Source organism: Pseudomonas sp. PDM18, assembly GCF_014852585.1.
Lineage (GTDB): Bacteria > Pseudomonadota > Gammaproteobacteria > Pseudomonadales > Pseudomonadaceae > Pseudomonas.
On the sequence record NZ_JACVBX010000024.1, the window covers coordinates 1 to 26,156 of the forward strand.

Here is a 26,156-nt window from a genome sequence, read left to right on the forward strand (position 1 = left end):
AACTCAGTAGTGAAACGACGCATCGCCGATGGTAGTGTGGAGTTTCTCCATGTGAGAGTAGGTCATCGTCAAGCTCCTATCCCAAGACCCCTGGTCAGCTTCGCTGGCCGGGGGTTTTGCTTTTGCGCGCGCTATTTTTGCAGCCGCGGTTCTCCATGAAATTCGAGGCAGTGTTCGGGCACCGGATGGGCGGTTGCGTCGTCTACAATAGCTTTCTAATTTCCCCTGAGTTCCTACATGCCCCACATCGAAGGACACGCCTTGCAGGACCTGCCTCTGGAAGAGCTGACGGCTTGCCACGAGTGCGACCTGCTGATGCGCCGCGAGCCCGTTTCCCTCGGGCACCGCTCCGTTTGCCCGCGCTGCGGATATGAACTGGAAATCCACCGCCCCCATATGGTCCGCCGTGCGCTGGCGTTGGTGTTGACGGCGTTGATCCTGTATATCCCGGCGAACTTCCTGCCGATCATGCACATCACCATCCTGGGGCAGACCAGCATGGATACGGTCTGGAGTGGTGTCGTCGGCCTGTATCATTCGAATATGGCGGGCGTCGCCTTCCTGGTCTTCCTCTGCAGCATGGTGATCCCGCTGGCCAAGCTGCTCTGCCAGCTGTTCGTGCTGGTCTCCATCCGCTACCCGGCGTTGCGCGACCAGGGCATGTTGCTGCTGCGCGGCTACCAGCACCTGCGTGAGTGGGGAATGCTCGAGGTGTACCTGATGGGCATCCTCGTTTCCATCGTCAAACTGATCGGCATGGCAGAGCTGCATGTGAGCGTCGGCCTGGCGTGCTTCGTTGGCCTGCTGTTCACGCAGGTCTGGCTGGAAGTCACCATGTCCCACCACCAGGTCTGGAGCGAACTGTCGGGGGAGTTCCACGATGCGAGCCATTGATGCGGGCATCCTGGTCTGTGGCGAATGTCACCAGCTCAACCGCCGGGCAGAGGACGGCGAGACCCATTGCAGCCGTTGCGGGGCGGTGGTGCATGAACGTCGGCCCAACAGCATCGTCCGCACCTGGGCCTTGCTGATCACTGCTGCGATCCTCTACATCCCTGCCAACCTGTTGCCGATCATGACGGTGAACTTCCTCGGCAATGGCATGCCGGCGACGATCATGGAAGGCGTGGTCGAGCTGATCAATGCGGACATGGTGCCTATCGCCGCCGTGGTGTTCATCGCCAGTATTCTGGTGCCCACCTTCAAGCTGGTGGGCATTGCCCTGCTGCTCTATTCAGTGCAGCGGCGTCAGCCGCTTTCCGCGCTGCAGCGCAATGTGATGTATCGCTTCATCGAGTGGATCGGCCGCTGGTCGATGCTCGACATCTTCGTCATCGCGATCCTGGTGACGCTGGTGAGCTTCGGAAACCTAGCCAGCATCGAGGCAAATCTCGGTGCGGCCGCCTTTGCCAGCGTGGTGGTCCTCACCATGCTGGCCGCAGTGACTTTCGATCCCCGGCTGATCTGGGATAACACGGACGCGGAAGACGACGATGAGTGACCTCCCCACACCGAAGATGCGCAAGACCACGAACTGGTCGGCTATCTGGATTCTCCCGCTGATCGCGCTGGCGATCGGAGCCTGGCTTGCGTGGCGTGCCTACGACCAGGCGGGAATCATGATCCAGATCCAGTTCGAAAGCGGCGAGGGCATCCAGGCCAACAAGACCGAAGTAATCTTCAAGGGCATCGGCGTCGGCAAGGTCGTAGACATGCACGTCAACAAGCCGACCCTGGGCGTGATCGCCGTCGTGGAAATGCGCAAGGAGGCCGGAGAATACCTGAGCAAGAGTACGCGCTTCTGGCTGGTCAAGCCGAGGGTTTCCATCGCGGGTGTCACCGGTCTGGAGACGCTGGTTTCCGGTAACTACATCGCCATCGACCCGGTGAAGGGCGAACAGCAGAAGGATTTCGTCGCGCTGAAGGAGCCGCCACCGCTTTCCGACAGCTTGCCTGGCCTGCACCTGACACTGAAGGCTGATCGGCTGGGTTCCCTGGAGCAGGGCAGCCCGATCTATTACCGGCAGATCCAGGTCGGCCAGGTGAAGAGCTACCAGTTGGCCGAGGACCAGAAGACCATCGAGGTGAAGATCCACATCGAGCCGGCCTACGCGAACCTGGTGCGCAAGCACACGCGCTTCTGGAACGCCAGCGGTATCACCCTGTCCGGCAGCCTGAGTGGTCTCAAGCTGCGCACCGAATCCCTGGCGAGCATCGCCGCCGGCGGTATCGCCTTTGCGACGCCGGAGAACTATGCGGACAGCCCGCCCACCGATCCCACCAAGCCCTTCCGCCTTTATGAGGACTTCGATGCCGCCCAGGCAGGGCTCGCGGTGAAGGTGAAGGTCAGTGACGTCAGCGGCCTGACTCCCGGCAGTACGCCGGTGATGTACAACGGCGTCGAGGTCGGCACCGTGAAGAGCATCGACATGGACAAGGACTTCAACGGCGCCACTGCCACCCTGTCCATGGACCCACGCACCGAGGAGTTCCTCAACAGCAAGACCGAGTTCTGGATGGTCAAGCCGAGCATCTCGCTGGCTGGTATCACCGGTCTTGAGGCCCTGGTGAAGGGCAACTACCTCAACGTGCGCTTCGCCAGCGATGGTGAGCCGACTCGTGACTTCGTCATCCGCCCGAAAGCCCCGCCGCTCAACCTCGATTCTCCCGGTCTGCATCTGGTGCTGACCACGGACCAGCTGGGCTCGCTGGAAGTCGGCACGCCGATTCTCTATCGCCAGATGAAAGTGGGCAGCGTGCAGAGCTACCAGCTGTCCCGGCGCGATCCGACGCGGCTGGTCATCGGTGTCCACATCGAGCCGGAATACGCCAAGCTGGTGAACACCTCCTCGCGCTTCTGGAATATCAGCGGCGTCACCATCAGCGGCGGGCTGGACGGGATCAAGCTGAAGAGTGAGTCGCTGCAGACCCTGCTGGCCGGCGGCATCGCCTTCGATACACCCGACCCGAAGGCGCCGCCGATCACCAAGGTGCGTCGCTTCGCCCTCTTCGACAGCGAGGACGATGCCCACCTGAAGGGCCAGATGATCGAGCTGCGTGCCGACACCGCCGACGGCCTCAAAGAGGGCACCGTCCTGCGCTACAAGGGCCTGGAAGTTGGCCGCGTGGAGCAGGTGGAGCTGAGCAAGGATCTGCAGAGCGTGCAACTGAAGGCGCGCCTTACCCGTGGGGCAGACCGCATCGCTCGCCAGGGAAGCCGGTTCTGGGTGGTGGGACCGCAGGTTGGGCTGTCCGGCGTCAGCAACCTCGGCACCATTGTCAGCGGCCAATACATCGAGGTGCTGCCGGCGCCCAAGCCCAGCCAGGAGCAAACCAGCTTCAGCCTGCTGGGGGGCGAGCCGAACCGCCTGCTGGATGCCGATGGCCTGCGTCTGACCCTGAGTGCAGCCCGTCGCGGCTCGCTCAAGACTGGTGTGCCGGTGACCTACCGCGAGGTACAGGTAGGCAAGGTGACGTCCTTCGAGCTGGGCGAAACGGCCGACCGCGTGTTGATCCACATCCTTATCGAGCCGCGCTACGCCGCGTTGGTGCGCACCGGTAGCCGGTTCTGGAATACCAGCGGGTTCGGGGTGGACGCCGGCCTGTTCAAGGGGGTGAAGGTGCGGACCGAGTCGATGGAGACCATCCTTGCCGGGGGCGTAGCCTTCGCCACGCCGAACAATGCCGAGATGGGCTCGCCGGCCAAGTCAGGACAGACCTTCGCGCTGTTCGACGAGGCCAACGACGAGTGGCTGGACTGGGCGCCGAAGATTCCGCTGGGCAAGGCGCAATGAGTTAGCGTCGACGAGGAAAAGGGCCGCGAAAGATGCGGCCCTTTTTCATTTCAGAGACCCGAGCGGATTCCCCTGTAGGAGCGAGCTTGCTCGCGAACCGCATGACACCGAAGGCCAGCAGGAATCCGTTCGCGAGCAAGCTCGCTCCTACGAAGAGCCCACAGGAAAAAGCCCCGCATCGCGGGCCATTTTCTTCATCGCTGCAGGAGCATCACGCCGGCTCGGCGCTGGCTTCCACATCGTTGTGCGCAGCCTTTTCGGTGTCACGACGGCGGATGTACTTCCAGTCCGCTTCGTCGATGTAGATGCCGTTGGGGCCGCTGCCGCCTTCCAGGTCGATGGCCACCTGGGCCGAGACCTGCGGCTTCACGCTCGCCAGGATCGGCACGAAGCCCAGTTGCAGGCTGGTCTCCAGCAGCGCCGACTGGTTGCGTTCGTCGATGTCCGCTGCCTCGTCGAGGTAGTAGGGGAGGCGGATGCGGCCGGCCTGTTCGCGGTCCATCAGGTGCAGCAACAGGTACATGTTGGTCAGCGCCTTGATGGTCATGGTGGTGCCGTTGGATGCCGCGCCGTCGATGTCGGTGTGCATGATCGGCTGGCCGCCCATCTTGGTGATCTCGAACGCCAGCTCGAACAGGTCCTTCAGGCCGAGCTGGTTGTTGTTCGCCGCCACCAGGCGCGACAGGTAGTCCTTGGCTTCCTCGTTCTTCGCATCCTGCTCGGCGCTCTGGGTCAGGTCGAAGACCGAGAGGTTCTCGCCTTCTTCGTACTGGCCGGCGCTGTGGATGATCTGGTCGATGTGCTTGAGCGCGTCCTTGTTCGGCGCCAGCACGATGCGGAAGCTCTGCAGGTTCGACACCTGGCGCTTGTTGATCTCGCGGTTGAACAGCGCCAGCTGATGTTCGAGGTTGTCGTAGTCACTGCGGATATTGCGCAGGGTACGGGCGATGTCAGTGACCGCTGCACGTCTGGCCTTGGCCAGGGTCAGGGCCTCGTCGGTGCGGTGCGCGTAGGCGTTGATCAGCAGTTGCAGACGACGCTCCGGATCATCCTCGCTGTCGAACTTGGCCACGCCCTTCAGGCGCACCTGGGCGTACAGCGCCTCGATCTGGCCGTCCACGCGCTGCAGCGATTGCCAGGTGTCCTGGTAGTCGTTGAGCAGCGGCAGCAGGTTGTCCATGGAGTCGTCGACCGGGTCCATGAACGGGATGCCGAAGGGCAGGTTGGCCGGCAGCAACTGGCGACGGCGCAGGGCGTCGTCGAGGGTGCGTTGCTTGGCTTCCATGTCGGCCAACTGGCGGCCGATCAGCTGCAGCTTGGCGGAGAGCTGCTGGACACGTTCGGTGAAGGCGTCGGCGGAGCGCTTGAGTTCGTCCTGAGTGGCCTCCAGCTGGGCGAGCTGTTCCAGCTTGCCCGGTTCCTCGGCATTCAGGGTCTGGCTGCGGCGGAAGTCTTCCAGCGCCTTCTGCGCGTCGAGTACGTCCTGGTAGAACTTGTCCGCCTGCGCCTTGCTGGCGTTGCGGTCGGCGGCCACGGCTTGTTGGGTCTTGAGCTGCTTGAGCTCCTTCTCCAGGCGCTCCTTCTGGTCGCGCAGGGCGGCGCGGTCGGCCAGGGCCTGCAGGGCCGGCGGCTCGATGGTGGAGAGCTCGATGGTCAGGCCGGGCACTTCGAAGCGCTCGCCCTTGAAGGCATCGAGGATCTTCTCGACACTGCCTACCCACTGGCCGGCCTCATCCAGGTCCACACCCTTGTCGCCCAGCGGCAGGCTGAACAGCGCGCCGTTGAACAGGCGCATCAGGCGCTCGACGTCCTGCTGGGAGAACTCCTCGCGCAGGCGGGCATAGCTGTTGTTGTCGGCATGTTCGAGCTGCTGGCGAACGCCTTTCAGGCGCTTCTCCAGGTCGCGCATGCGCTCTTCCAGGTCTTCGCTGGAGAACTGCCGGGAGTGCGCCAGGGCGCCGGCCAGTTCGTCGTGGGCGTCCTTGGCGGCGAGCAACTGCTGCTCCAGCACCTTGACGTCGTCGACCAGCGCGAAGCGGTTCTTCAGCACGGCCAGTTCGCCCATCCAGCGCTGGATTTCGCTGATCTCGCGCTCCAGGCGCATCAGTTCGGCGGTGCTGCCGCGCTGTTCGTTCTGTAGACCGTCCTGCTCGCGGCGGTAGTGCTCGGACTGGATGACCAGCTCTTCCTTGCGCGCGCCGGAATAGTCTTCCCAGGTGCCCAGCAGGTTATCCAGCAGCGGCGAGAGGCGGTGCATCTTGCCGCGCAGCAGTTCGCGCTGCTGCACGCCGTTGGCCAGGGCCTCGACCAGCGGGCCGGCGGCGACCAGGGCCTGATAGTCACCCTCCATGCGGCGCACGTCGCGGAAGGCTTCCTCGCAGGCGGCGATGTAGTCGACGCTTCCCGAGCGCAGGCTGTGCTCGAAGGCGTCGAGGAACAGCTGCTTGAGTTTGGCGGCGGTGATCTCGCGCATGTGCAGCAGATTGATGAACAGCGAACGGAAAGTCTTCAGGCTCTGTTCACTGGTGGAGCGCAGCGGGATCAGGGTCAGGTCCAGCGGGATCGAGGTGTGGCCGCCAACCAGCAGGCGACGCAGCTCGTCGGGCTTGACCTCGTAGGACTTGATGCCCTCGCGCTCAAGGTTGGCGTACAGCTCGCGCAGGCGCAGGCAGGTGCCATTCTTCTGGTAGTGCTCCAGGTCCAGCTCGCCCTGATAGGCGAAGAACTGGTGGCCGAAGCCGCCGCCCGGACCGCGGCCGCCGACGCCGATCACATGGCGGCCGTTGGGCAGGTCCAGCTCGACGAGGATGTAGCTGGTGTCGGTGGCGAAGTAGAACTTGCGCGAGGCTTCCAGGCTGTACTTGCCGAAGCTCATATCGGACATGCGTGCGAGGATCGGGAACTGCAGCGCGTTGATCGACGCCGACTTGCCCAGGTTGTTCGCGCCGTAGACCGACAGCGGCTGTTCCAGCGGGAAGATGCCGAGGCTGTAGCCGGCGGTGTTGAGCAGGGCGAAGCGGCGGATGCCGTAGCGTTCCTGGGTCATGCCTGGGGCTCCATGTCGGCTTGTTCTTCAGCGATGGCGCGGGCGAGGGCGTTTTCTTCGCTTTCTTCTTCAATAGCGGCTTCGACGGCAGCTTCAACAGCCTCGACGGGGGCGCTGATGGCAACGATCTTTTCGTCGGAATCGGCGGTATAGCTTTCGAGGATCACCACCGGCTCGTCGTCGTCTTCCATCAGCGCGGGGGCGGTGAACTGCATTTCGCTGGCGTGCAGGTTGGCGGCCAGGTCGCGGTCCTGCTGGACCGACAGGCAGACGTCGAGGAAACGGTGGATCGGCGGCAGGAAGCGGTACACGCCGTTGTCCTCGGCGGCGAAGCCGAGCTGGGTGAGGCGGCGCATGACCTTCTCTTCCAGTTCTTCCTGGGTGGTCACCTCGGCCTGCAGGAACAGGTCGCGGTACTTCTCCAGCAGCGGTAGCAGCTCGTCGCGGCCGATGCTGCCGCCATCGAGGACGGCCAGCGGGTCGCGGCCCTGGTCGGCGAGGTGCTCGACGAGGATGAAGGTGAACAGCGCCAGGCGCTGGGCGGTCTTGTTCACCTGGGCGCCGACCTGCTCGGGCACGAAGTAGTAGAAGCCACGGGTATCGCAGACCAGCTCGTAGCCCAGGCTGCGGAACAGCGCGCGGTAGGCGTCCTGCTGGTTGGACAGCTGGCTGTACAGCTCCGGGTCGCGGCGGCTGATGTGGAAGCCCTTGAACAGCTCGCGGAAGATCGGCGCGAGCTGGGTCATTTCGGTGAGATTAATCTGCATGCGATTCGCTCTTGCTGTCCTTGCCAGCGGTCGAGCCGGCGATCAGGGCGAAGGAGCACAGGCTGACGCTGTGCTGGAGAGTGTCGTATTGGCGGCGATCGAGGCGATCGCGCTGGAAGCGGGCATCGCGCGACAGGCGCGAGAACCAGTAGAGCAGCTCGTCGGTGGCGCCTTCGGGCTCCTGCTCCAGCAGCCATTGCATGAGGTCCGGCAGCGGCAGCGCGGCCTGGCAGCGGTCGAGCATTTCCCGGGCAGTGCGCGGCGAGCGCTGCGGGCCGTCGCTCTTGCGATTGCCGCTGGCCTTGGGGAAGTGCGCCGGCTTGGGCTGGAAGCTGGCAAGGGCGAAGACGTAGCTCTCGACCTGCGAGGCGGTGCCGAGGAAGTTGCTCTGCGGGCGGGTGAACATCGGCAGCGCGGCCTGCGGCACGGCGTCGATGCCCTTGCGGCGGATGACCGACAGCGCCAGGGCGGCACCTCGGGTGATCGCGTTGTGCCGGCGCGCTTCCTCGCGCAGCGGCAGCAGCAGCTCACGGGCGCGGCGCAGGGTGAGCTGGGCGGTGGTCTGCATTTCCAGGATGCGCGCGTGGGTGCGCAGCAACTGATCGTCGTCCACCAGTTGGCCGAGGCGAGCCTGTTCGCTGAGCAGGCGCAGCAGCACCTGTTCCACGCGGTGCACGCCTTGTTCGAATGCGCCGTCGGCGGAGACCAGCTGGATCATCGGCTCGACGTATTCGTCCCAGGTCGCGAGGACTTCCGCGTAGCGCTGGCGCAGCGGAATCTGCCGGTCCTGGGTCTTGGCCCGCTCGGCTACGGCGACCAGTGCCTGTTCGTCGTTGGCGAGCTTCTTCAGCACGTCGCGCACGCGCATGTCGAGCAGGCGCAGCTGGCGTGCCAGGTCGTTGCCGTCGCGCGCCTCGAAAGCCTCGCGGATGTAGCCGGCCAGGCGCTCCAGGTGGCGCAGGTAGGCTTCGATCTCCAGGCACAGGCCCAGGCGATGCTCCTGGCGCAGGTAGGCGAGGAAGTCGTGAATCTGCGCGTTCAGCTCGAAGCGGTTGGGGCTCTTGGCCACCGGGACGAGGATGTCCAGGCGGACCCACTGGTCGAGCAGGGCGGTGATGTCCACCGGGGTGCTGTCGGGCAACTGGCTGGTGAGCTGGATGCGCAGCTCCACCAGGCTCAGGGTGCCGGCGTCGAAGCGCTCGCACAGCGGCTCGAGCAGCACCCAGTGTTCGGCGAGGGCGCGTAGTACGCGTCGTGGGTCGATCATCGGCTTGGTTGGGCCCGGAATGAACAAAGGGAGCGATTGTACTGCAAAGGCCTACCCCTGGCCGACAGGGTGACGAAACGCGTCAGTTTGCGACTGCACCATCAGCGCCCGTGTGACGCATCTCACGGAAAATGGGGCCTAAATGGCTGAATTTTCTGGCAAGTTTTTTGCCAAAGCCCTTACCAGAGACCTAGATATCAGAGTCTGATTTACGCAGATGACCTACGACGCCGCACTCGCCAAAGCTCGTTGGGCCGAACTGGAACGCCAGGACGACCTCGACTGGGACCTGGATGCGATCACCGATCGCAACGAAGCCATCGCCTTCCTGCAGCGCTTCGAGAATCGCTTGTGCATCTATTCGTCGTATGTCGAGAAGCTCTATAGCAACTACAGCTTCGTGATCCCGGAGAGCCAGGAAGGCGGCATCACCATCCTCCCGGACGAGCAGGCCTGGTTCGACACCTTCCACGATATTCCCGGTGACGCGGTGGAGCCCACCGGTATCCACATCCTGCCCGGCGAAACCATGGGTTATAGCGGCCTGTACCTGAAGATCCCCGGCGAGCACCGGCTGGTGGCCTCGCGGGAGTTGCCGTTCCAGGACGGCCTGAAGCTGCTGATCAACCGTTACCGCATGCGTGGGGACATCTTCCTGCCGGTACTGGTGAAGGGCGACCTGCGCGAGTACGAGGCGCGCATGCCTTCGCTGCACCTGCACCGCCTGAACATCAACAAGCTGCAGGCCCATTCGCGGCTGAACCTGGACGCCATCAAGGGCGCCATCGCCGAGCACCTGATCGGCCTTTTCCGCCACCAGTGAGCCGTCGCCGGCGCGACGCTGTCACCCGGGTGTGACGATGGGTAACAACCCGGCCCGGACTTTCCTTTCCTCGTCTATCGTTCGGAGCGATTTACTCGACTATGGGTCGGCCCGCGGTGGCGGGTGAATTCCTATAGTGGCATCACGGCGCCGAGTCTCGACCTGTTTGCTGACTCGATACGCCCGACGAATAACAACAGGCGCCCTGCACGACAGGGCTCCGGGAAAGGAGAGTGCCATGCGTCAGTCCTCCGGTCCGCTCATGCGTGCCCTTGCCTTGCTCTGCGGCGGCCTGCTGGCTTTTTCCGCCCAGGCACGCATGCAGTCGATGGACGATGAAGAGCTGTCCACGATCTCCGGCCAGGGCGCGATGCTCACCGTCGACGCGTCCACCTACCAGAACTACCAGTACACCCGGCTCAACTTCGGCGCCGATGTCAGCCTGCTGACCAACATCGACCAACTGAGCCTGGGCAACTACAGCCGCACCGGGTCTACCACCGTTTCCGGCCAGCCGGCGGACATCTTGATCAACAACTTCGCGCTGGGGCGGATCGACAACGCCAACTCCCCCGATGCCAAGGTGGTGCCGTTCCAAATCCGCGACCCTTACGTCGAGTTCGCCTTCCAGACCAACAACGGCGTGCGTCAACTGGTGGGCGCGCGGGTCGGCTTCGGCAAGGCGCAGGGCGATCTCTCCGGCGACATCCTGTCGATCACCGGCAACCTCCAGGGGCAGATCTACGGCCCGGCCTCCATCGCCTACGACTACTACACCCGCAACGGCTGCCCGAACATCATCAACTGCCTGGCGCTGGCTGTGGCCGGCGATACCCCGGTCTATGCCGACGTGGTGCTGCTCAAGGCCGGCACCGGCGAGGCCACCATCAACGGCCAGCCGATCAACCGCGCCGAGCAGATCGGTATCGCCAAGGGCGACTCGCTGCATTCGGATGCCGGTGGCCTGATCGCCGCGCTGATCCCGACCCTGTCGACCACCAACAACTGCCAGGCGCTGGGCCTGACCACCTGTTTCGACCTCACCAACTACAAGACCATCTACATCGGTAAGCCGGGCTCCACCGATATCAACACCGGCGCCCAGGGCATCTTCTTCTCCCTGCAGAACCAGAATGTGCCCTGGCAGGACCTGGCCAACGCCGGCAACTTCGTCAACACCCAGTCCGGCGCCTTCGCCAACTTCCCGAAGGTGGGCAGCGGCGCGGATGCGGTCTACCCGATCCTGATCAACCTCTACGACGCCTTGCGCGGCCTGCCTCGGCAGCCGACCTGCATGGGCGCGCAAGCGGCGGGCTGCTGACATGAGCTGGCGCGCAACGGTATTCGCCTGCCTCGCCGGTTGCCTGGTCAGTCTGCCGGCGCTGGGCATGAAGGCGCTGGATGACGATCAGTTGGAAGAGGTCAGCGGCGCGGGCCTGGGCTTCTTCATCGATGGCTTCAGCTACGACCAGGCGACGGCCACCTCGAAGATCACCGGGGTGAAGAACAGCGCCAACCAGGACGTGCAGGTGGACATCACCGGCGCCTATATAAAAGGTGCCGGCAGCCAGCGCGGCACGCTGGACACCAAGGCCTACCTCGGCACGCCCATGCACCCCTTCACCCTCGGCCCGGTGAAGTACAAGGCGGGGCTGAACATCCCGGCCAACCAGGAGGCGCTGCAATTGATGACGCCGACCTGGACCGACCCGATCAACGACACCCACAAGTTCGGCCTCTGGTCCTACTACCAGGGCTGCCTGTATGGCGACGCCGGTTGCACCAACCCGGCCCAGGCAACCAACAAGATCAACGCCGAGCTGGGCGCCCTGAAGACCCAGCGCGACACGCTGCTGACCACCTATTCGAACAACATGGTGACGCTCAAGAGCGGCATCGACGCCGACATGGCTACCGTCACCCAGCGCGAGGCGCAGGTCGATACGGCTCAGGCCACGGTGAAGACCAACTACAACAGCATGAGCGCGCGATATAACGAAGCGCCTGCGCAGATCTGCGGCCTCTTCTGCGCCAATCGTCCTGAGCTTGGTCAGAAGTACGATTGCGGCGTCGTCATTTCCTGCAATAACAGTACGGCAGTGAAGAACTACAACAACTCGGTCGATGCCTATAACAGCAGCGCCACCGACCTGACGACTGCGCAGCAGAACCTCAGTGCCGCCTGGAACGTCACCCGCAACGGCGTCACCCTGAGCCAGCGCGCCAGCGACTACGACAAGTTCGTTCAGCTCTGCGGGACACAAGGCGGTAGTGCCACCACCTGCGTCAGCGGCACCATCACCCGTACCGAAAAGAACGTCGCCACGGTGCAACTGGTGGCCGGCGCCATGCAGAACTCCTCCGGCACCCGCATCCAGGGCCTGGATATCGGCATCGCCACCAAGTTCACCCTGCCCAGCACCGCCTACAACAGCAACGGCAGCGCTGGCGCTACCACCACTCGCACCGACTTCTTCTCCATCGCCCTGGAGAACTTCACCCTCAACGGCTCCTACCTCAACCTGTGGGGCGACGCCGCTGGCCTGAAGGCCTCCATGAGCCTGCAGATGTACGCCGACAAGCTGATCATCGCCGGCTGCGAGAACTGCGCCGACAGCAACAAGGTGGTGGCCAAGAACGTCTACTTCGACCTCAACCTGGGCGACGCCAACTACCAGCCGGCGACGCTCTCGGTGGCCAGCAACGGCGACCTGGTGCTCAGCGCGCCGGGCGTCACCTGGGCCAATCACGACGCCTTCTACCAGAACGTGCAGAAGAGCAATATCAGCATCGGCAACCTGAACATCAGCGGCACCGACGTCGGTTCCCAGGCTATTCGCGGTCTGCGCATCGACTACCTGAACGTTCGTACCGTGAACCTGCCGCGCTAGCGCATGAGGAGACTCGCCGTGAAAACCGTACGCCTTTCGAGCCGACTCCTGGCCCCCCTGTTGCTGCTGGCCGCCGTGACCGTCCACGGCGAGATGCGCGGCCTGGACGACAGCGAAATGGCCGACGTCAGCGGCCAGGACGGTGTCAGCCTGAGCGTCAACTTCAACCTCGCCGCCAACACTGCCGATACCCGCTGCGCCGGCGGCTGCGGTGCGCGCCTGGCGATCCAGCCGCTCAACAGCACCGGCTACATCGTGCTGGACAACATCAAGGGCACCTTCAGCTTCGACGGCATGTCCATCGACATGGTGACCATCAACAACGGCTTCAACGGCGACGGCGCGCTGTTCAACCGCCAGGCCATGAAGATCGGCCTGACCAACGCCAGCGCCAGCAACCTGCAGTTCACCCTGGGCGGCGCCAATCAGGGCAAGGTGTCCGGCAGCGGCCTGCAGCAGACCAACCTGCTGACCTACCAGGCCACCGGCGCGGTCAAGCTCACCGGCAACGTCTACGTCTTCGGCACTCCGTAAGCGAAACGCACAGGCTCTCCGCCCGCCGGCCTTTCCCCCCGACGCGTTTCACGCGACAATCCCGCCTCGTCGTGTCGGCCTGCCCATGCAGGCACCACCCACAGGTAAACGCCCCTTGATCGAAGAAGCCCGTCGCCGCGCCTACCTTGGCGCCATGCAGGTCGCCAGCTGGCTGCCGCGCGTGGTGCTGCCGTTCGCTGCACCGTCGCGCCCGGAGCTGCTGGAAACCCCCGCGCCCATCGTCGCCGAGCCCATGGCTGCTGCGCCCGCCGCGGCTGCACGCGAGGCCGCTGCTCCGGTTGCTGCCCCCGCGCCCGCGCCAGTCATGGCCGGCGAACCTGGCTCGATTGCCGCGCGCCTGCTGCCCAAGGTCGGTGTCCAGGCCAAGGCGGCCGCGCCGGTCAAGGCCGAAGAGTCGACCGAGGCGGAAGCCGAACCGGCCGTCCGCGCGCCAGTCGCCCCGCCACCGCGCTTCGCCCTGCAACTCCTACGCGCCGGCGAATGCATCCTGCTGGTCGAATTGCCTACCGGGGAGCCGCTGGCCAGCCGCGACCCGGCCTACCTGCTGCTGAAGGACCTGCTGCGCGCCGCCGGCCTGCCGGACAGCCCGCAACTGATGGGCGAGCCTGTACGCTGGCCGCTGTTCTCCCGCGGCAACATGGACCAGGGCCCGCAAGCCGCCCGCGAGTTCGTCCAGGGTTTCGTCGCCGCGCGGCTGGAGGAGGGCGCCCCGTGCTCCTGCCTGTGGCTGGTCGGTATGCCTGCCGTGCGCTTCGCCGGCGAAGGCGATGAAGAATCCCTGCTGCGCGAGTTGCAGGTCGAAGGCCTGGGCGTTGCCTGGGCGCTGCCGGGCCTCGAGCGCCTGGCCGAAGAACCCACTTTGAAAGCCGACCTGTGGCGCTCCATGCGCCGAGTGCGGCAACGCTGGATGAGTCAGACCCCTGCATGAGCGACGCTGTTTCCTTCCGCCCGATGACCGAGGCGGACCTCGATGCCGTACTCAAGATCGAATACGCCGCCTTCAGTCACCCCTGGACTCGCGGCACCTTCGCCGACGGCCTGAAGAGCTACGAATGCTGGGTGATGTTCGAAGGCAGCCAGCAGGTTGGCCACGGTGTGATCCAGCTGATCCTCGATGAAGCGCACCTGCTCAACATTACGGTGAAGCCGGAAAGCCAGGGACGTGGCCTTGGGCTGGCGTTGCTGGAACACCTGATGAAGCGCGCCCAGGAGAGGGGCGGCGTGGAATGCTTCCTCGAAGTCCGCGCCTCCAACGGCCCCGCCTACCGCCTCTACGAGCGCTATGGCTTCAACGAAATCGGCCGCCGCCGCGATTACTACCCGGCTGTGGGTGGTCGTGAAGATGCGCTGGTGATGGCCTGCACGCTGGTCGATTGAGCGCCGCTACAAGTCTCGCCCTGACCTCTCCGTAGGATGGCGTGGAGCGAAGCGATACCCATCGTTCGTGCCCGTTCATCCAGGCCAGATCGCACGCTCGGCGATGCGCTCTTCGTAGGAGCGAGCTTGCTCGCGAACCCGCACCCGCTCAGCGCTCAGCGCTCACCGGCCACTCGGCGCGCCCCGCAGCGGGATCTCCCAGGCTAGAGCCTCCGCACGATAATCCCCAGCAAAAGCTGCGAAATTTCCGGCTGATCGGGTTTTTCCGAGGGCAATTCCTGGCTTACCCTTAAGCCAATAACAACAAGAAAATAAGGTCGCAAACATGAATCGCAGCGATGTGATCGTGGTGGGCGCCGGTATTTCGGGGCTGACCGCGGCCTGGCGTCTGGCGCAAGCCGGGCAACGGGTCAAAGTGATCGAAGCCAACAAGCGCGTCGGTGGACGTACCCTCAACCATCGCTTCGCCACTGGCGAGGTGGTCGAGGTGGGCGGCCAGTGGGTCGGCCCTACCCAGGAGCGCATCCTTTCCCTGCTGACCGAACTCGGTCTGTCGACCTACCCGCAATGGAACCAGGGCGACAACCTCACTCTTTTTGGCGGCCGGCTCAGGCCGTATCGCGGAACCATTCCGAAGTTTCCCCCACACGTCCTGCTTGATGTCCTTCAGGCTCATGTGCGCCTGGACCGCATGGCACGGGAGATCCCGCTGGGCGACCCCAGCCTGCATCCCAAGGCGCCCCAGTGGGACAGCCTCACCTTCGCCGAGTGGCTGCGGCGCAACGTGCGCACCTCCACCGGGCGCAAGGTCTTCGAGCTGATGTGCGGCGCCGTGTTTGCAGCGAGTCCCCATGACCTCTCGTTTCTCCATGTCCTCTTTTATATCCACGGCGGCACCAACCTCGACACCGTGCTCGGCGTCGAAGGCGGCGCCCAGCAGGACCGCATCCTGGGCGGCTCCCAGCGGATCAGTGAGACCCTGGCCGAGCGCATCGGCGACGTCCATACCGGCGAACCCGTGCGCGCCGTGCGCCAGGACGGCAGCCGCGTCGAGCTGGTGACTGACCGCGGCACGCACCAGGCCAGCCACGTCATCTTCGCCATCCCGCCAACGCAACTGCTGCGCATCACCCAGGAGCCGCTGCTGCCCAGCTGGCGCGACCAGCTCCTGCAACGCCTGCCGCAAGGCGCGGTGATCAAGTGCATGGCGCTTTACGACAACCCCTTCTGGCGCGAGCGCAACCTGTCAGGCCAGGCCACCAGCGAAACCGGCCCGGTACGCCTGACCTTCGATAACAGCGTCCCCGACTCCGGGCGCGGCGTGCTGTTGGGCTTCATCGAAGGCGATGAGGCGCGGCAGTGGAACGCCAGGCCCGCCGGCGACCGCCGTGGTCAGGTGCTGGACTGCTTCGCCCGCTACTTCGGCGAACAGGCGCTGCGGCCGGTGGATTACGTGGATAAATCCTGGGCCGAGGAACCCTTCGCCCGGGGCTGCTATGCCGCCCTGTTCCCGCCCGGACTGTGGAGCAGCGGCGCGGCGCGCCTACGCGAACCATACGGGCGCTTGCACTTCGCCGGCACCGAAACGGCGACGCGCTGGATGGGCTATTTCGACGGGGCCGTGGAGGCCGGGGAACGCGCCGCGCGGGAAGTGCTCGGCGCGCGGGAAGATCACGGGGAGGAAGATTATGTGCGACACCTTGGTATTGCGTAGCGGCGGGGCCACCTGGTTCGCCAAGAACAGCGACCGCGAGCCCGCCGAAGCGCAACGCCTGATCCGCCTGGAGGCCGTGCACGGCGACAGCGCGGCCACGGTGCGCACCAGCTACCTGGAGATCCCCCAGACCGCCAATCGCCACGGCGTCATCCTCAGCCGGCCGGCCTGGCTGTGGGGCGCGGAAATGGGCGTCAACGACAAGGGCGTGGCCATCGGCAACGAAGCCGTGTTCACCAAACTGACCGAGCGCGACGGCGAAGCCCTGCTGGGCATGGACCTGCTGCGCCTGGGCCTGGAGCGCGGCGGCAGCGCCCGCGAAGCCCTGGCGGTGATCACCGAATTGCTGGAACGCCACGGCCAGGGCGGCCCGGCCGGCTACCGCAATAAACGCCTGCGCTACGACAACAGCTACCTGATCGCCGACCGCGACGAAGCCTGGGTGCTGGAGACCGCCGGGCGCCTGTGGGCGGCGAAGAAGGTCGAACGCTGGGCCATCTCCAACGCCCTGAGCCTTGGCCACGACTACGACCTCGCCAGCTCCAACCTGGAAACCCAGGCGCGCCGCTTCGGCTGCTGGAACGGCCGCGGCGACTTCCACTTCGCCCGCGCGTTCGATGGCCGCGTGCTGCCGTGGATCGCGGGTGCGCACCAGCGCCGCCAGCTCAACGAAGACTTTCTCGCCCACTGCCCAGCCCAGGTAGACTGGCTGGCGCTGGTGGTCGCGCTGCGCAGCCATGGCCACCGCGGGCACCGCTTCCACCTGCACGACAACCGGCAGATCTGCCTGCACGCCGGCAGCTTCTGGCGCCCCTCGCAGACCACCGCCAGCCTCATCGCCCGGCTCGACGCCGATGCCCCGCGCCTGGCCGCCACCGGCACCTCCGCGCCGTGCCTGTCGATCTTCCAGCCGCTGGGCTTCGAGGAGCGCGCCGGCGAAGGGCTGCTCAGCCGCGAAAGCGACGCTGTGGAAGATTCCCTGTGGTGGCGCTTCGAGACGGTGCACCAGCGCGCCCTGGTCGACCCCGGTTTCGCCGACGCCTTGCGCGCCGGTCACGGCTGGCTGGAAACCGAGTTGCTCAGCGCCCTGGATCGGCGCACGCTGGATTGGCCGCGCCTGGCCGCCGAAGGCCAGGCCTGGCACGACGCCTGGCACCAGCTGGCGCTGCAGCAGGCGCCGCGCCCGTCGCGCTGGTGGCGGCTGAACGCTGTGCGCTGATGCGGCTTGTCAGTCACGCCCTTGCTGCGTAAGGTGCCGCCAGCCAAATGATGAGGAGCCGGACATGAGCGAGCTGCAGGAACTGTTCGACAACAACGCCCGCTGGGCCGAAGCGATCAAGCAGGAAGACCCCGACTTCTTCGCCAAACTGGCTCGCCAGCAAACGCCCGAATACCTGTGGATCGGCTGCTCCGATGCGCGCGTGCCGTCCAACCAGATCGTCGGCCTGCTGCCCGGCGAGCTGTTCGTCCACCGCAACGTCGCCAACGTCGTGCTGCACACCGACCTCAACTGCCTGTCGGTCATTCAGTTCGCCGTCGACGTGCTCAAGGTCAAGCACATCCTGGTCACCGGCCACTATGGCTGCGGTGGCGTGCGCGCCGCGTTGCACCACACCCAGCTCGGTCTGATCGACGGCTGGCTGCGCACCATCCGTGACCTCGCCTACGAATACCGCGACCACCTCGGCCAGTTCGAGAAGGAAGAGGAGCGCGTCGACCGCCTCTGCGAGCTCAACGTCATCCAGCAGGTCGCCAACGTCAGCCACACCAGCATCGTCCAGAACGCCTGGCACCGCGGCCAGAAGATCTCCGTGCACGGCTGCATCTACGGCATCAAGGACGGTATCTGGAAGGACCTCAACGTCACCGTCAGCGGCCTCGAGCAACTGCCGCCGCAATACCGCCTGCGCCCGCTCGGCCAGTCTTGAGCCGACGCCTTTGCGTCATCCCCGGTGACGGCATCGGCCGCGAGGTCGTGCCCGTCGCCGTGGCGGTGCTGCAACGTCTGCTGCCCGACCTGCAGGTAGAAGAAGCCGAAGCCGGCTGGGACTGCTTCCAGCGCCACGGCACCTCCGTTCCCGACGCCACTTACGAATGCCTGCGCGCCTGCGGCGCGGGGTTGTTCGGTGCCGTTTCCTCTCCCAGCCACAAGGTCGAGGGCTACCGCAGCGCCATCCTTAGCCTGCGCCAGATGCTGGCGCTGAACCTCAATCTGCGGCCCGTGCGTTCCCGCCCGGTTGTATCGCCTCGCGCCGGCATCGACCTGCTGGTCCTGCGGGAAAACAGCGAAGGCCTCTACAGCGGCCGCGAACACTGGGAATCCGACGGCGTCGCCATCGCCGAACGGGTGATCAGCCGCGCCGCCTGTGAGCGCCTCGCCGCTGGCGCCGCCGAGCTCGCCCGCTTTCGCCAGGCAAGGCGCATCACCCTGGTGCACAAGGCCAACATCCTGCCGCTCACCTGCGGCCTGTTCCGTGACACCTGCCGCGCCGTGCTGGCCGAAGACGGTTGGAGCGACGTGCTCGACGAACGCCTCGTCGACGTCGCCGCCCTGCAACTGGTCGAACGCCCGGAAGCCTTCGACCTGATCGTCACCACCAACCTTTTCGGCGACATCCTCTCCGACCTCGCCAGCCACTGGGGCGGCGGCCTCGGTCTCGCACCCTCGCTCAACCTCGGCGCAGGCATCGCCCTGGTCGAACCTGTCCATGGCAGCGCTCCAGACATCGCCGGCTCCGGCCGCGCCAATCCTCTGGCCGCGATTCTCAGCGCCGGCATGTTGCTGCGGCACTACTGGCAACTGCCGGAACTGGCGGAGCGGATCGATAGGGCGGTGGATGCGTTCTTGCAGGAGGAGGGGAGTGTGGATTTCGGCGGGGAGACGACGCGGGTAATCGGGCAGGGTGTTATGCAGCGGTTGGGCTGAGCAGCAGAGCGCGAAGCGCTGCCAGCCTGTGTGTTAGCGTGCGCCATCCCTCAACGCATGTAGACAAGGATGATCCTGCGCTTCTTCAAACCTTCTGGCGGAAGCTTCTCATTGCCGTTGGCCTTTACTACATGACGGCCTTCTTGGCGGGAGTAAACAGCGCCATCCGCGACCACATGCGAGACGACTTCGCCGCGATGGTAGTGGGGCAGAAGTATGCGACCGAGATTAAGCGCATCTACAAGGAATACCGCTGCGAGGCTCAGGAAAAGATCTATGAGTTGACCAGCAGTATGGCGAATGAGTCTCGCAGCCAGGGGCTGAATGACCAATTGGACAGAAAAATGGCTGTATTTGCCTGGGCAAAAAGTCTACTGATTGCCCTGTTGAGCTATTTCGCGGCGTGTATTGCCTGCACTGTTGGTGCGCATCGCGGAACCGAACGGGCGTGAAGCTGCTGATACTGGCCCTGGCGCTCGTGGTGCCTCCGGCTCTCCTGTTCTGGCGTGCATCGCAACTGGCTTGGCCGGTACGCTACCTGCTCGCTGTCCTGCCTGCGGTCTATACCGGCATCGGCTGGCAATTGGGCTCTTGGGGATACGCTTACGCCAACTGCCAGGGCGGGGCGAAGAATCTGCATGATTGCCTGGCCGGTGGCGCGGACATCACCGCCTGGGTTGGCCACGGCCTGTTCCTGATGATTCCCTTCTTGTTCCTCGGTGCGCCCCTGTCGCTCTGGTTCCTGATCGATACCGCCGCCAGGCAGATCGGCCAGTCCCGCTCGCCGCAATGACCTTCGCCGGGCACACCGGCGAACTAAGCTCAAGGCACCACTTTCCCAAAGGTCCCCCGGCATGTGCGGACGCTACGTCAGCCCTGAAGAGGCCGCCATCGAACGCTATTGGCACATCGGCGCACGCACGCCGCCACGCGGGCTGGAGGCCTGCTACAACGTCGCCCCGACCATGACCGTGCCCATACTGCGCCACGACGAACGTGGCCAGCTCGAACTGCTGCCTGCTCGCTGGGGCTTGATCCCCAGCTGGTGGAAGGAGTCCACCCTGCCGCGCTTCTCGTTCAATGCTCGCAGCGAGGAAGCCGCTGGCAAACCCCTCTGGCGCCAAGCCCTGCGTAGCACCCGCTGCCTCATGCCTGCACTGGGCTGGTACGAATGGAACGAGAAGGAAACCCTACGCAACCCTGCCGGCCGCCAGGTGCACCAGCCGTATTTCATCCACAGCCCCACCGCCCCCATCATCGCCATCGCCGGCCTCTGGTCCCTGTGGACAAATCCCAACGGCGAGCCCGTCCTGTCCTGCGCGCTGCTGACCAAATCCGCCGCTCTGAGCATTGAGGTCATCCACCACCGCATGCCCGTGGTGCTGGCGCCGGAGAACTTCGAGGAGTGGTTATCCGCTCCCACGTGCAGTGAAGCGCTGGGCGACTTGGTTCTCTATTCGCGTGAGGACTTCGTGGGGAATCGAGTGTCGTTGGGGGTTAATGACGTGCGGAACGATTCGGTTGAGCTGATCGCTGCCGTCACGCGCTTGCACTGAACGGTGGTGGCGGAACTCTTGACGGCCCGCTTCAAATACTCAGGTCGCTGCTTTGCGTGATGGCAAACCAATGGCTACTTTGTCAGAACCACTCAAATCCAAGGACGGCACTATGAATACCAGCACTCTACTGCCTGATGAATCGCCCCGGCTTTCCTAGACATTTTCCAAGCTCTGGAAATAGCGTTTCTCAAACTCCACTGGCGATAGCTGCATAGCGCTGCTGTGCCGGCGTGTGGGGTTATAAAACATCTCGATGTAATCGAACACATCACTGCGAGCTTCTTCGCGAGTGGCATAGGTTTTTCGTCGGATGCGTTCGCGCTTCAGCAACTGGAAAAAGCTTTCTGCCACGGCGTTATCGTGACAGTTACCGCGTCGGCTCATGCTGCTGATCAGGTTGTTAGCCTTGAGGAAACTCTGCCAGTCCGAGCTGCTGAACTGGCTGCCCTGGTCGGAGTGGATCATCACTTCCTGCTTGGGCTTGCGTCGCCAAACCGCCATCAATAAGGCATCGATAGCTAAGTCGCTGCACATCCGAGATTTCATCGACCAGCCGATCACCTGGCGCGAAAACAGATCCAGCACCACCGCCAAGTACAACCAGCCTTCATAAGTGCGGATGTAAGTGATGTCAGTGACCCAGACCTTGTTCGGCTCGCTGACGGTAAATTGCCGCTCCAGACGGTTGGGCGAAGCCACCGTGGGCTTGCCGCCGTAGTAGCCGGGCCGACGACGATAGCCGGTCTGCGAGCGCAACCCTTCCCCCCGCATCAGGCGGGCTACGCGATGCCGGCCACAGGACTCTCCCAGCTCACGCAGGTCGTCGTGGATCTTGCGATAGCCGTAGACCCCACCGCTTTCCAGCCAGGCATGTTTGATCAATCCGAGCAGGCGCTGATCTTCCTTAGCGCGTACGGATTTCGGCTCGGCCAGCCAGGCGTAGTAACCGCTGGGATGCACCTTGAGGGTCTGGCAGAGACGTCGAACCGGGTACTCCACCGACAGCTTGCTGATGAAGGCGTACTTCAGCCGGACTCCTTGGCAAAGTACGCGGCGGCCTTTTTTAGGATGTCTCGCTCTTCGGTCACCCGCTTGAGTTCGGCGCGCAAACGACGCAGTTCGGCTTGCTGATCACCTTCTTGCTGCCGCTGTTCCTGGGGCTTGCTATAGCGCCTGATCCAGACATAGAGGCTATGCACCGACACACCCAAACGCTCCGCCACATCCGCTACGCGCAGGCCGCGGTCGGTAACTTGTCTGACCGCTTCGATTTTGAATTCTTCGGGGTAACGCTGGTTGCTCATGGCACCTCCTGATGGGCCTCATTATGAGGCTTGGAGGTGTCTACGAAACTAGGGGCGATTCACTATGGGAACTGAATCGGAGGAGAAAGAGAAGGGAGTGGACAGCCTGTAGTCACTTCGTAGTCACGCAGGCAAAATAAAAAGGGGTTAGCTTGCGCTAACCCCTTCTTTTATATGGTGGCTACACCGGGACTTGAACCTGGGACATCAGCATTATGAATGCTGCGCTCTAACCGACTGAGCTATGTAGCCGAGTGGCGCGCATTTTCCGCAGATCGAGGAGGGGTGTCAACCCCTTTTCTTGAATATTATTCTGATCTATCAATCGTTTAGCCGGTCGCGCGAGATTCTCGCGATGAGCGGCGGGTTAGGGCGCCCATGAAAAAAGCCCCGGCGGGTGGCCGGGGCTTTTTCGGGTCTAGCGGGGGTTAGACGTTGAAGCGGAAGTGCATCACGTCGCCATCCTTGACAATGTATTCCTTGCCTTCCAAGCGCCATTTGCCGGCTTCTTTCGCGCCCTGTTCGCCCTTGAACTGGATGAAGTCGTCGTAGGCGACGACTTCGGCGCGGATGAAGCCTTTTTCGAAGTCGGTGTGGATCACGGCGGCAGCCTGCGGGGCGGTGGCGCCGACGCGGACGGTCCAGGCGCGGACTTCCTTCACGCCGGCGGTGAAGTAGGTCTGCAGGTGCAGCAGCTCGTAGCCGGCGCGGATCACACGGTTCAGGCCGGGCTCTTCGAGGCCGAGGGACTCGAGGAACATGTCCTTCTCTTCGCCATCATCCAGTTCGGCGATCTCGGCTTCGATCTTGTTGCACACCGGTACGACCATGGCGCCTTCTTCTTCGGCGATGGCGCGCACGACATCCAGGTGCGGGTTGTTCTCGAAGCCGTCTTCGGCGACGTTGGCGATGTACATCACCGGCTTGCTGGTGAGCAGGTGGAAGCTGCGTACGAGGCGCTTCTCGTCATCGCCCATGTTCTTCATCAGCGAGCGGGCGGGTTTGCCTTCGCTGAAGTGGGGGATGAGCTTTTCCAGCAGGGCTTTTTGCACCAGGGCGTCCTTGTCGCCGCCCTTGGCGTTGCGCGCGACCTTCTGCAGTTGCTTCTCGCAGCTGTCGAGGTCGGCGAAGATCAGTTCGAGGTCGATGATCTCGATGTCGCGCTTGGGGTCGACGCTGTTGGAGACGTGGATGACGTTCTCGTCTTCGAAGCAGCGCACGACGTGGGCGATGGCGTCGGTCTCGCGGATGTTGGCGAGGAACTTGTTGCCCAGGCCTTCACCCTTGGAGGCACCCGCTACCAGGCCGGCGATGTCGACGAATTCCATGGTGGTCGGGATTACGCGCTCGGGCTTGACGATCTCGGCCAGCGCATCGAGGCGGGCGTCGGGCATCGGTACGATGCCGCTGTTCGGCTCGATGGTGCAGAAGGGGAAGTTTTCCGCCGCGATGCCGGATTTGGTCAGGGCGTTGAACAGGGTGGACTTGCCGACGTTGGGCAGGCCGACGATGCCGCAATTGAATCCCATGCTAGGTCCCTCGCGCCAGGTGGCGGAAATAGAGGTGTGATCAGGCCTTCTGGCTGTGCAGCTTCTGCATCGCGCGGGTCCAGTCCCCGTCGAGCATTTCTGGCAGCACGCCGAGGGCGGAGTCGATGCTGGTGTCGAGCAGTTCCTGCTCGGAGCGCGGGGCGCGGCCGAGGACGAAACCGGAGACCAGGCTACTGTGCCCCGGATGGCCGATGCCAAGCCGCAGGCGATGGAAACCGTTCTGGTTGCCGAGTTGGGCGATGATGTCGCGCAGCCCGTTGTGCCCGCCGTGTCCGCCGCCCTTCTTGAGCTTGGCGACGCCGGGAGGCATGTCGAGTTCGTCGTGGGCCACCAGGATGGCTTCGACCGGAATACGGAAGAATCCGGCGAGCGCCGCCACGGCCTGGCCGCTACGGTTCATGTAGGTGGTGGGGATGAGCAGACGAACGTCGCGGCCCTTGTGGCTGAATTTGCCGACCAGGCCGAAGTACTTCTTGTCCAGCGACAGGTTCGCGCGTTGCGCGTCCGCCAGCCGCTCAACGAAAAGGGCCCCCGCGTTATGCCGGGTCTGGTCGTATTCGGGGCCTGGATTTCCCAGGCCAACGATCAGTTGTACGGCAGTCACGACGGGGGCCCCTTCCTTAAAGGCAATGGTGCGCGCGATTACTCGGCAGCAGCTTCGCCTTCACCTTCTTCTTTCACTACGCGGGAAGCGTGGATGTTGGCGACGGCCAGGTCGTTACCGTGGGCCAGTTGCACCAGCTCTACGCCTTTCGGCAGTTTCAGGTCGGACAGGTGAACGATCTGACCCAGTTCTACTTTGGCCAGGTCGACTTCGATGAACTCCGGCAGGTTGGCCGGCAGGCACGAAACTTCGACTTCGGAGATCACGTGGGAGATCTCGCCGCCACCAACCTTGACGCCAACAGCAGTGGCTTCGTTGATGAAGTGCAGCGGTACGTGGGCGGTCAGTTTCTGGCCGGCAACGACGCGCTGGAAGTCAGCGTGCATGACAAAACCCTTGGACGGGTGACGCTGCAGGGCCTTGATCAGTACGGTTTCCTTGGCGGAACCGACGTTCAGGGTGATCACGTGGCTGAAGGCAGCCTCGTTTTCGAGCAGCTTGGAAACTTCACGCAGTTCCAGGGTCAGGGATTGCGGGGCTTTCTCACCACCGTAGACCACAGCCGGGATCAGGCCTTCGTTACGACGCAGGCGGCGGCTCGCACCTTTCCCCAGGTCGGAACGCTCTTGTGCATTCAGTACAAAATCAACCATTTCACACTCTCCAAAATGACAAGATCGCCCGGACGCTTGCGACCAGCGTTCGGGCGATTTTGCTAATGCCCCATCGACGTGACGGGGCGCTTTACGTCAGCGCTGTTCCGCCTTAGCGGAACATGGCGCTGATCGATTCTTCATTGCTGATGCGGCGCATGGCTTCAGCGACAACCGGCGCGATGTCCAGTTGGCGGATACGGCCACAGGCTTGTGCGGCAGCGGACAGCGGGATGGTGTTGGTCACCACCAGCTCGTCCAGTACGGAATTCTCGATGTTCTCGATGGCGCGGCCGGACAGCACCGGGTGGGTGCAGTAGGCGATGACCTTGGCGGCGCCGTGCTCTTTCAGAGCCTTGGCGGCGTGGCCGAGGGTGCCAGCGGTATCGACCATGTCGTCGACCAGTACGCAGGTACGGCCTTCGACATCACCGATGATGTGCATGACTTCGGACTGGTTGGCCTTCGGACGACGCTTGTCGATGATGGCCAGGTCGACGCCCAGGGACTTGGCGACGGCGCGAGCACGCACCACACCACCGATGTCCGGGGAGACGATCATCAGGTTCTCGAAGCGCTGGTCTTCGATGTCGTCGACCAGCACGGGCGAGCCGTAGATGTTGTCGACGGGGATATCGAAGAAGCCCTGGATCTGGTCGGCGTGCAGGTCAACGGTGAGAACGCGGTTGACGCCTACGACGGTCAGCATGTCGGCAACGACTTTGGCGCTGATGGCCACACGGGCGGAACGCGGACGGCGATCCTGGCGGGCGTAACCGAAGTAGGGGATGACTGCCGTGATACGAGTCGCTGAGGAGCGGCGGAAGGCATCGGCCATCACTACCAGTTCCATCAGGTTGTCGTTGGTCGGTGCGCAGGTCGGTTGAATCAGGAAGACGTCCTTACCACGAACGTTTTCATTGATTTCAACGCTGATCTCGCCGTCGGAGAATTTACCGACAGAAACGTCACCGAGGGGGATGTGCAGCTGCCGTACGACACGGCGTGCCAGATCGGGGTTGGCGTTCCCCGTGAAAACCATCATTTTGGACACGCTGCGGTACCTGTGTCGGCTTGAGGGTAGGCCCGGTTGAGCCAGAAGAAAATGGCAGGGGCGGCTGGATTCGAACCAACGCATGGCAGGATCAAAACCTGCTGCCTTACCGCTTGGCGACGCCCCTGTAGCTTACAACTTGCGGAGCAATGTGTTCGTTGACGCTGTACGTGTAACCCTGTGGGTTAATGGCAGGGGCGGCTGGATTCGAACCAACGCATGGCAGGATCAAAACCTGCTGCCTTACCGCTTGGCGACGCCCCTGTATCGTA

General features: G+C 63.9%; 24 protein-coding genes and 3 tRNA genes. 16 read left to right on the top strand and 11 right to left on the bottom strand.

What is annotated here, in order from left to right:
• Positions 1–237 precede the first annotated feature (237 nt).
• Genes IB274_RS28840 through IB274_RS28850 form a run of 3 tightly spaced genes read left to right on the top strand, consistent with a single transcriptional unit; the run spans position 238 to position 3,794 of the window.
• Complete coding sequence (locus tag IB274_RS28840; RefSeq protein ID WP_192436196.1) at positions 238–894, top strand: paraquat-inducible protein A; 657 nt, start codon at positions 238–240, stop codon at positions 892–894.
• The gene (locus tag IB274_RS28845; protein ID WP_192436197.1) at positions 881–1,501 is read left to right on the top strand and encodes a paraquat-inducible protein A; all 621 of its coding nucleotides are present in this window, start codon (positions 881–883) and stop codon (positions 1,499–1,501) included. The genes IB274_RS28840 and IB274_RS28845 overlap by 14 nt, the downstream gene beginning before the upstream one ends.
• Positions 1,494–3,794, top strand: a complete 2,301-nt coding sequence (locus IB274_RS28850) for a PqiB family protein (protein ID WP_192436198.1) — start codon at positions 1,494–1,496, stop codon at positions 3,792–3,794. Before IB274_RS28845 ends, IB274_RS28850 begins: the two co-directional genes overlap by 8 nt.
• 211 nt (positions 3,795–4,005) lie before the next feature.
• Here the strand turns inward: IB274_RS28850 and mksF are convergent, their stop codons facing one another.
• The 3 genes from mksF to mksB are packed head-to-tail and all read right to left on the bottom strand — an operon-like array spanning position 4,006 to position 8,874.
• Entirely contained in the window at positions 4,006–6,840 is a 2,835-nt protein-coding gene (mksF, locus tag IB274_RS28855; RefSeq protein WP_192436199.1) for an Mks condensin complex protein MksF, read from the bottom strand.
• Positions 6,837–7,607, bottom strand: coding sequence for an Mks condensin complex protein MksE (gene mksE / locus IB274_RS28860; protein WP_192436200.1), 771 nt, complete (start codon positions 7,605–7,607; stop codon positions 6,837–6,839). The genes mksF and mksE overlap by 4 nt, the downstream gene beginning before the upstream one ends.
• A complete protein-coding gene (mksB, locus tag IB274_RS28865) occupies positions 7,597–8,874 on the bottom strand; it encodes an Mks condensin complex protein MksB (protein WP_192380904.1) in 1,278 nt (425 codons plus the stop codon). The genes mksE and mksB overlap by 11 nt, the downstream gene beginning before the upstream one ends.
• Before the next feature lie 217 nt (positions 8,875–9,091).
• Here mksB and IB274_RS28870 point away from each other — a divergent pair, with 217 nt between their 5' ends.
• The 13 genes from IB274_RS28870 (at position 9,092) to IB274_RS28930 (ending at position 20,716) form a co-directional block, all read left to right on the top strand.
• Positions 9,092–9,697, top strand: a complete 606-nt coding sequence (locus IB274_RS28870; RefSeq protein WP_192436201.1) for a hypothetical protein — start codon at positions 9,092–9,094, stop codon at positions 9,695–9,697.
• Positions 9,698–9,935: 238 nt separating this feature from the next.
• On the top strand, positions 9,936–11,018 hold the full coding sequence (locus IB274_RS28875) for a hypothetical protein (protein WP_192436202.1): 1,083 nt from the start codon (positions 9,936–9,938) through the stop codon (positions 11,016–11,018).
• Position 11,019: 1 nt separating this feature from the next.
• Positions 11,020–12,588: a hypothetical protein gene (locus IB274_RS28880; RefSeq protein WP_192436203.1), complete on the top strand. Its 1,569-nt coding sequence runs from the start codon at positions 11,020–11,022 to the stop codon at positions 12,586–12,588.
• A gap of 18 nt (positions 12,589–12,606) precedes the next feature.
• On the top strand, positions 12,607–13,122 hold the full coding sequence (locus IB274_RS28885; protein ID WP_318652927.1) for a DUF6160 family protein: 516 nt from the start codon (positions 12,607–12,609) through the stop codon (positions 13,120–13,122).
• Positions 13,123–13,237: 115 nt separating this feature from the next.
• Positions 13,238–14,071, top strand: a complete 834-nt coding sequence (locus tag IB274_RS28890; protein ID WP_192436205.1) for an energy transducer TonB — start codon at positions 13,238–13,240, stop codon at positions 14,069–14,071.
• A complete protein-coding gene (gene rimI, locus IB274_RS28895; RefSeq protein WP_192436206.1) occupies positions 14,068–14,520 on the top strand; it encodes a ribosomal protein S18-alanine N-acetyltransferase in 453 nt (150 codons plus the stop codon). The genes IB274_RS28890 and rimI overlap by 4 nt, the downstream gene beginning before the upstream one ends.
• A 325-nt stretch (positions 14,521–14,845) precedes the next feature.
• Entirely contained in the window at positions 14,846–16,234 is a 1,389-nt protein-coding gene (locus IB274_RS28900) for a flavin monoamine oxidase family protein (RefSeq protein WP_192436207.1), read from the top strand.
• Positions 16,209–17,453 (top strand): C69 family dipeptidase, encoded by a 1,245-nt coding sequence (locus tag IB274_RS28905; protein ID WP_192436208.1) that lies wholly within the window; start codon positions 16,209–16,211, stop codon positions 17,451–17,453. Before IB274_RS28900 ends, IB274_RS28905 begins: the two co-directional genes overlap by 26 nt.
• A gap of 64 nt (positions 17,454–17,517) precedes the next feature.
• Positions 17,518–18,162, top strand: coding sequence for a carbonate dehydratase (can, locus tag IB274_RS28910; RefSeq protein WP_192436209.1), 645 nt, complete (start codon positions 17,518–17,520; stop codon positions 18,160–18,162).
• Positions 18,159–19,160 carry an isocitrate/isopropylmalate dehydrogenase family protein gene (locus IB274_RS28915; RefSeq protein ID WP_192436210.1) on the top strand — a complete coding sequence of 334 codons (1,002 nt, stop codon included), beginning with the start codon at positions 18,159–18,161 and terminating at the stop codon, positions 19,158–19,160. The genes can and IB274_RS28915 overlap by 4 nt, the downstream gene beginning before the upstream one ends.
• Positions 19,161–19,198: 38 nt before the next feature.
• The gene (locus tag IB274_RS28920; RefSeq protein WP_192436211.1) at positions 19,199–19,612 is read left to right on the top strand and encodes a hypothetical protein; all 414 of its coding nucleotides are present in this window, start codon (positions 19,199–19,201) and stop codon (positions 19,610–19,612) included.
• Positions 19,609–19,953 (top strand): hypothetical protein, encoded by a 345-nt coding sequence (locus IB274_RS28925; protein ID WP_192436212.1) that lies wholly within the window; start codon positions 19,609–19,611, stop codon positions 19,951–19,953. Before IB274_RS28920 ends, IB274_RS28925 begins: the two co-directional genes overlap by 4 nt.
• Before the next feature lie 61 nt (positions 19,954–20,014).
• On the top strand, positions 20,015–20,716 hold the full coding sequence (locus IB274_RS28930) for an SOS response-associated peptidase (protein ID WP_192436213.1): 702 nt from the start codon (positions 20,015–20,017) through the stop codon (positions 20,714–20,716).
• A 156-nt stretch (positions 20,717–20,872) separates the two neighbouring features.
• Here the strand turns inward: IB274_RS28930 and IB274_RS28935 are convergent.
• The 8 genes from IB274_RS28935 to IB274_RS28970 form a co-directional block, all read right to left on the bottom strand.
• Positions 20,873–22,023, bottom strand: a protein-coding gene (locus IB274_RS28935; protein ID WP_192436214.1) for an IS3 family transposase whose coding sequence is annotated in 2 segments (ribosomal slippage) — positions 20,873–21,786 and positions 21,786–22,023 — 1,152 coding nt in all. Because the reading frame shifts where the segments join, the coding sequence is not laid out codon by codon here.
• Between the two features lie 175 nt (positions 22,024–22,198).
• Positions 22,199–22,275 (bottom strand) — tRNA-Met (locus tag IB274_RS28940).
• Between the two features lie 176 nt (positions 22,276–22,451).
• A complete protein-coding gene (ychF, locus tag IB274_RS28945) occupies positions 22,452–23,552 on the bottom strand; it encodes a redox-regulated ATPase YchF (protein WP_192223855.1) in 1,101 nt (366 codons plus the stop codon).
• A 40-nt stretch (positions 23,553–23,592) separates the two neighbouring features.
• Positions 23,593–24,177, bottom strand: coding sequence for an aminoacyl-tRNA hydrolase (gene pth / locus IB274_RS28950; protein ID WP_081516404.1), 585 nt, complete (start codon positions 24,175–24,177; stop codon positions 23,593–23,595).
• 38 nt (positions 24,178–24,215) lie between these two features.
• Positions 24,216–24,830, bottom strand: coding sequence for a 50S ribosomal protein L25/general stress protein Ctc (locus tag IB274_RS28955; protein ID WP_192436215.1), 615 nt, complete (start codon positions 24,828–24,830; stop codon positions 24,216–24,218).
• Positions 24,831–24,942: 112 nt separating this feature from the next.
• Positions 24,943–25,884, bottom strand: coding sequence for a ribose-phosphate pyrophosphokinase (locus IB274_RS28960; RefSeq protein WP_015478849.1), 942 nt, complete (start codon positions 25,882–25,884; stop codon positions 24,943–24,945).
• Positions 25,885–25,936: 52 nt separating this feature from the next.
• Positions 25,937–26,011 (bottom strand) — tRNA-Gln (locus tag IB274_RS28965).
• Positions 26,012–26,073: 62 nt separating this feature from the next.
• Positions 26,074–26,148: transfer RNA gene (locus IB274_RS28970), tRNA-Gln, on the bottom strand.
• Positions 26,149–26,156 lie beyond the last annotated feature (8 nt).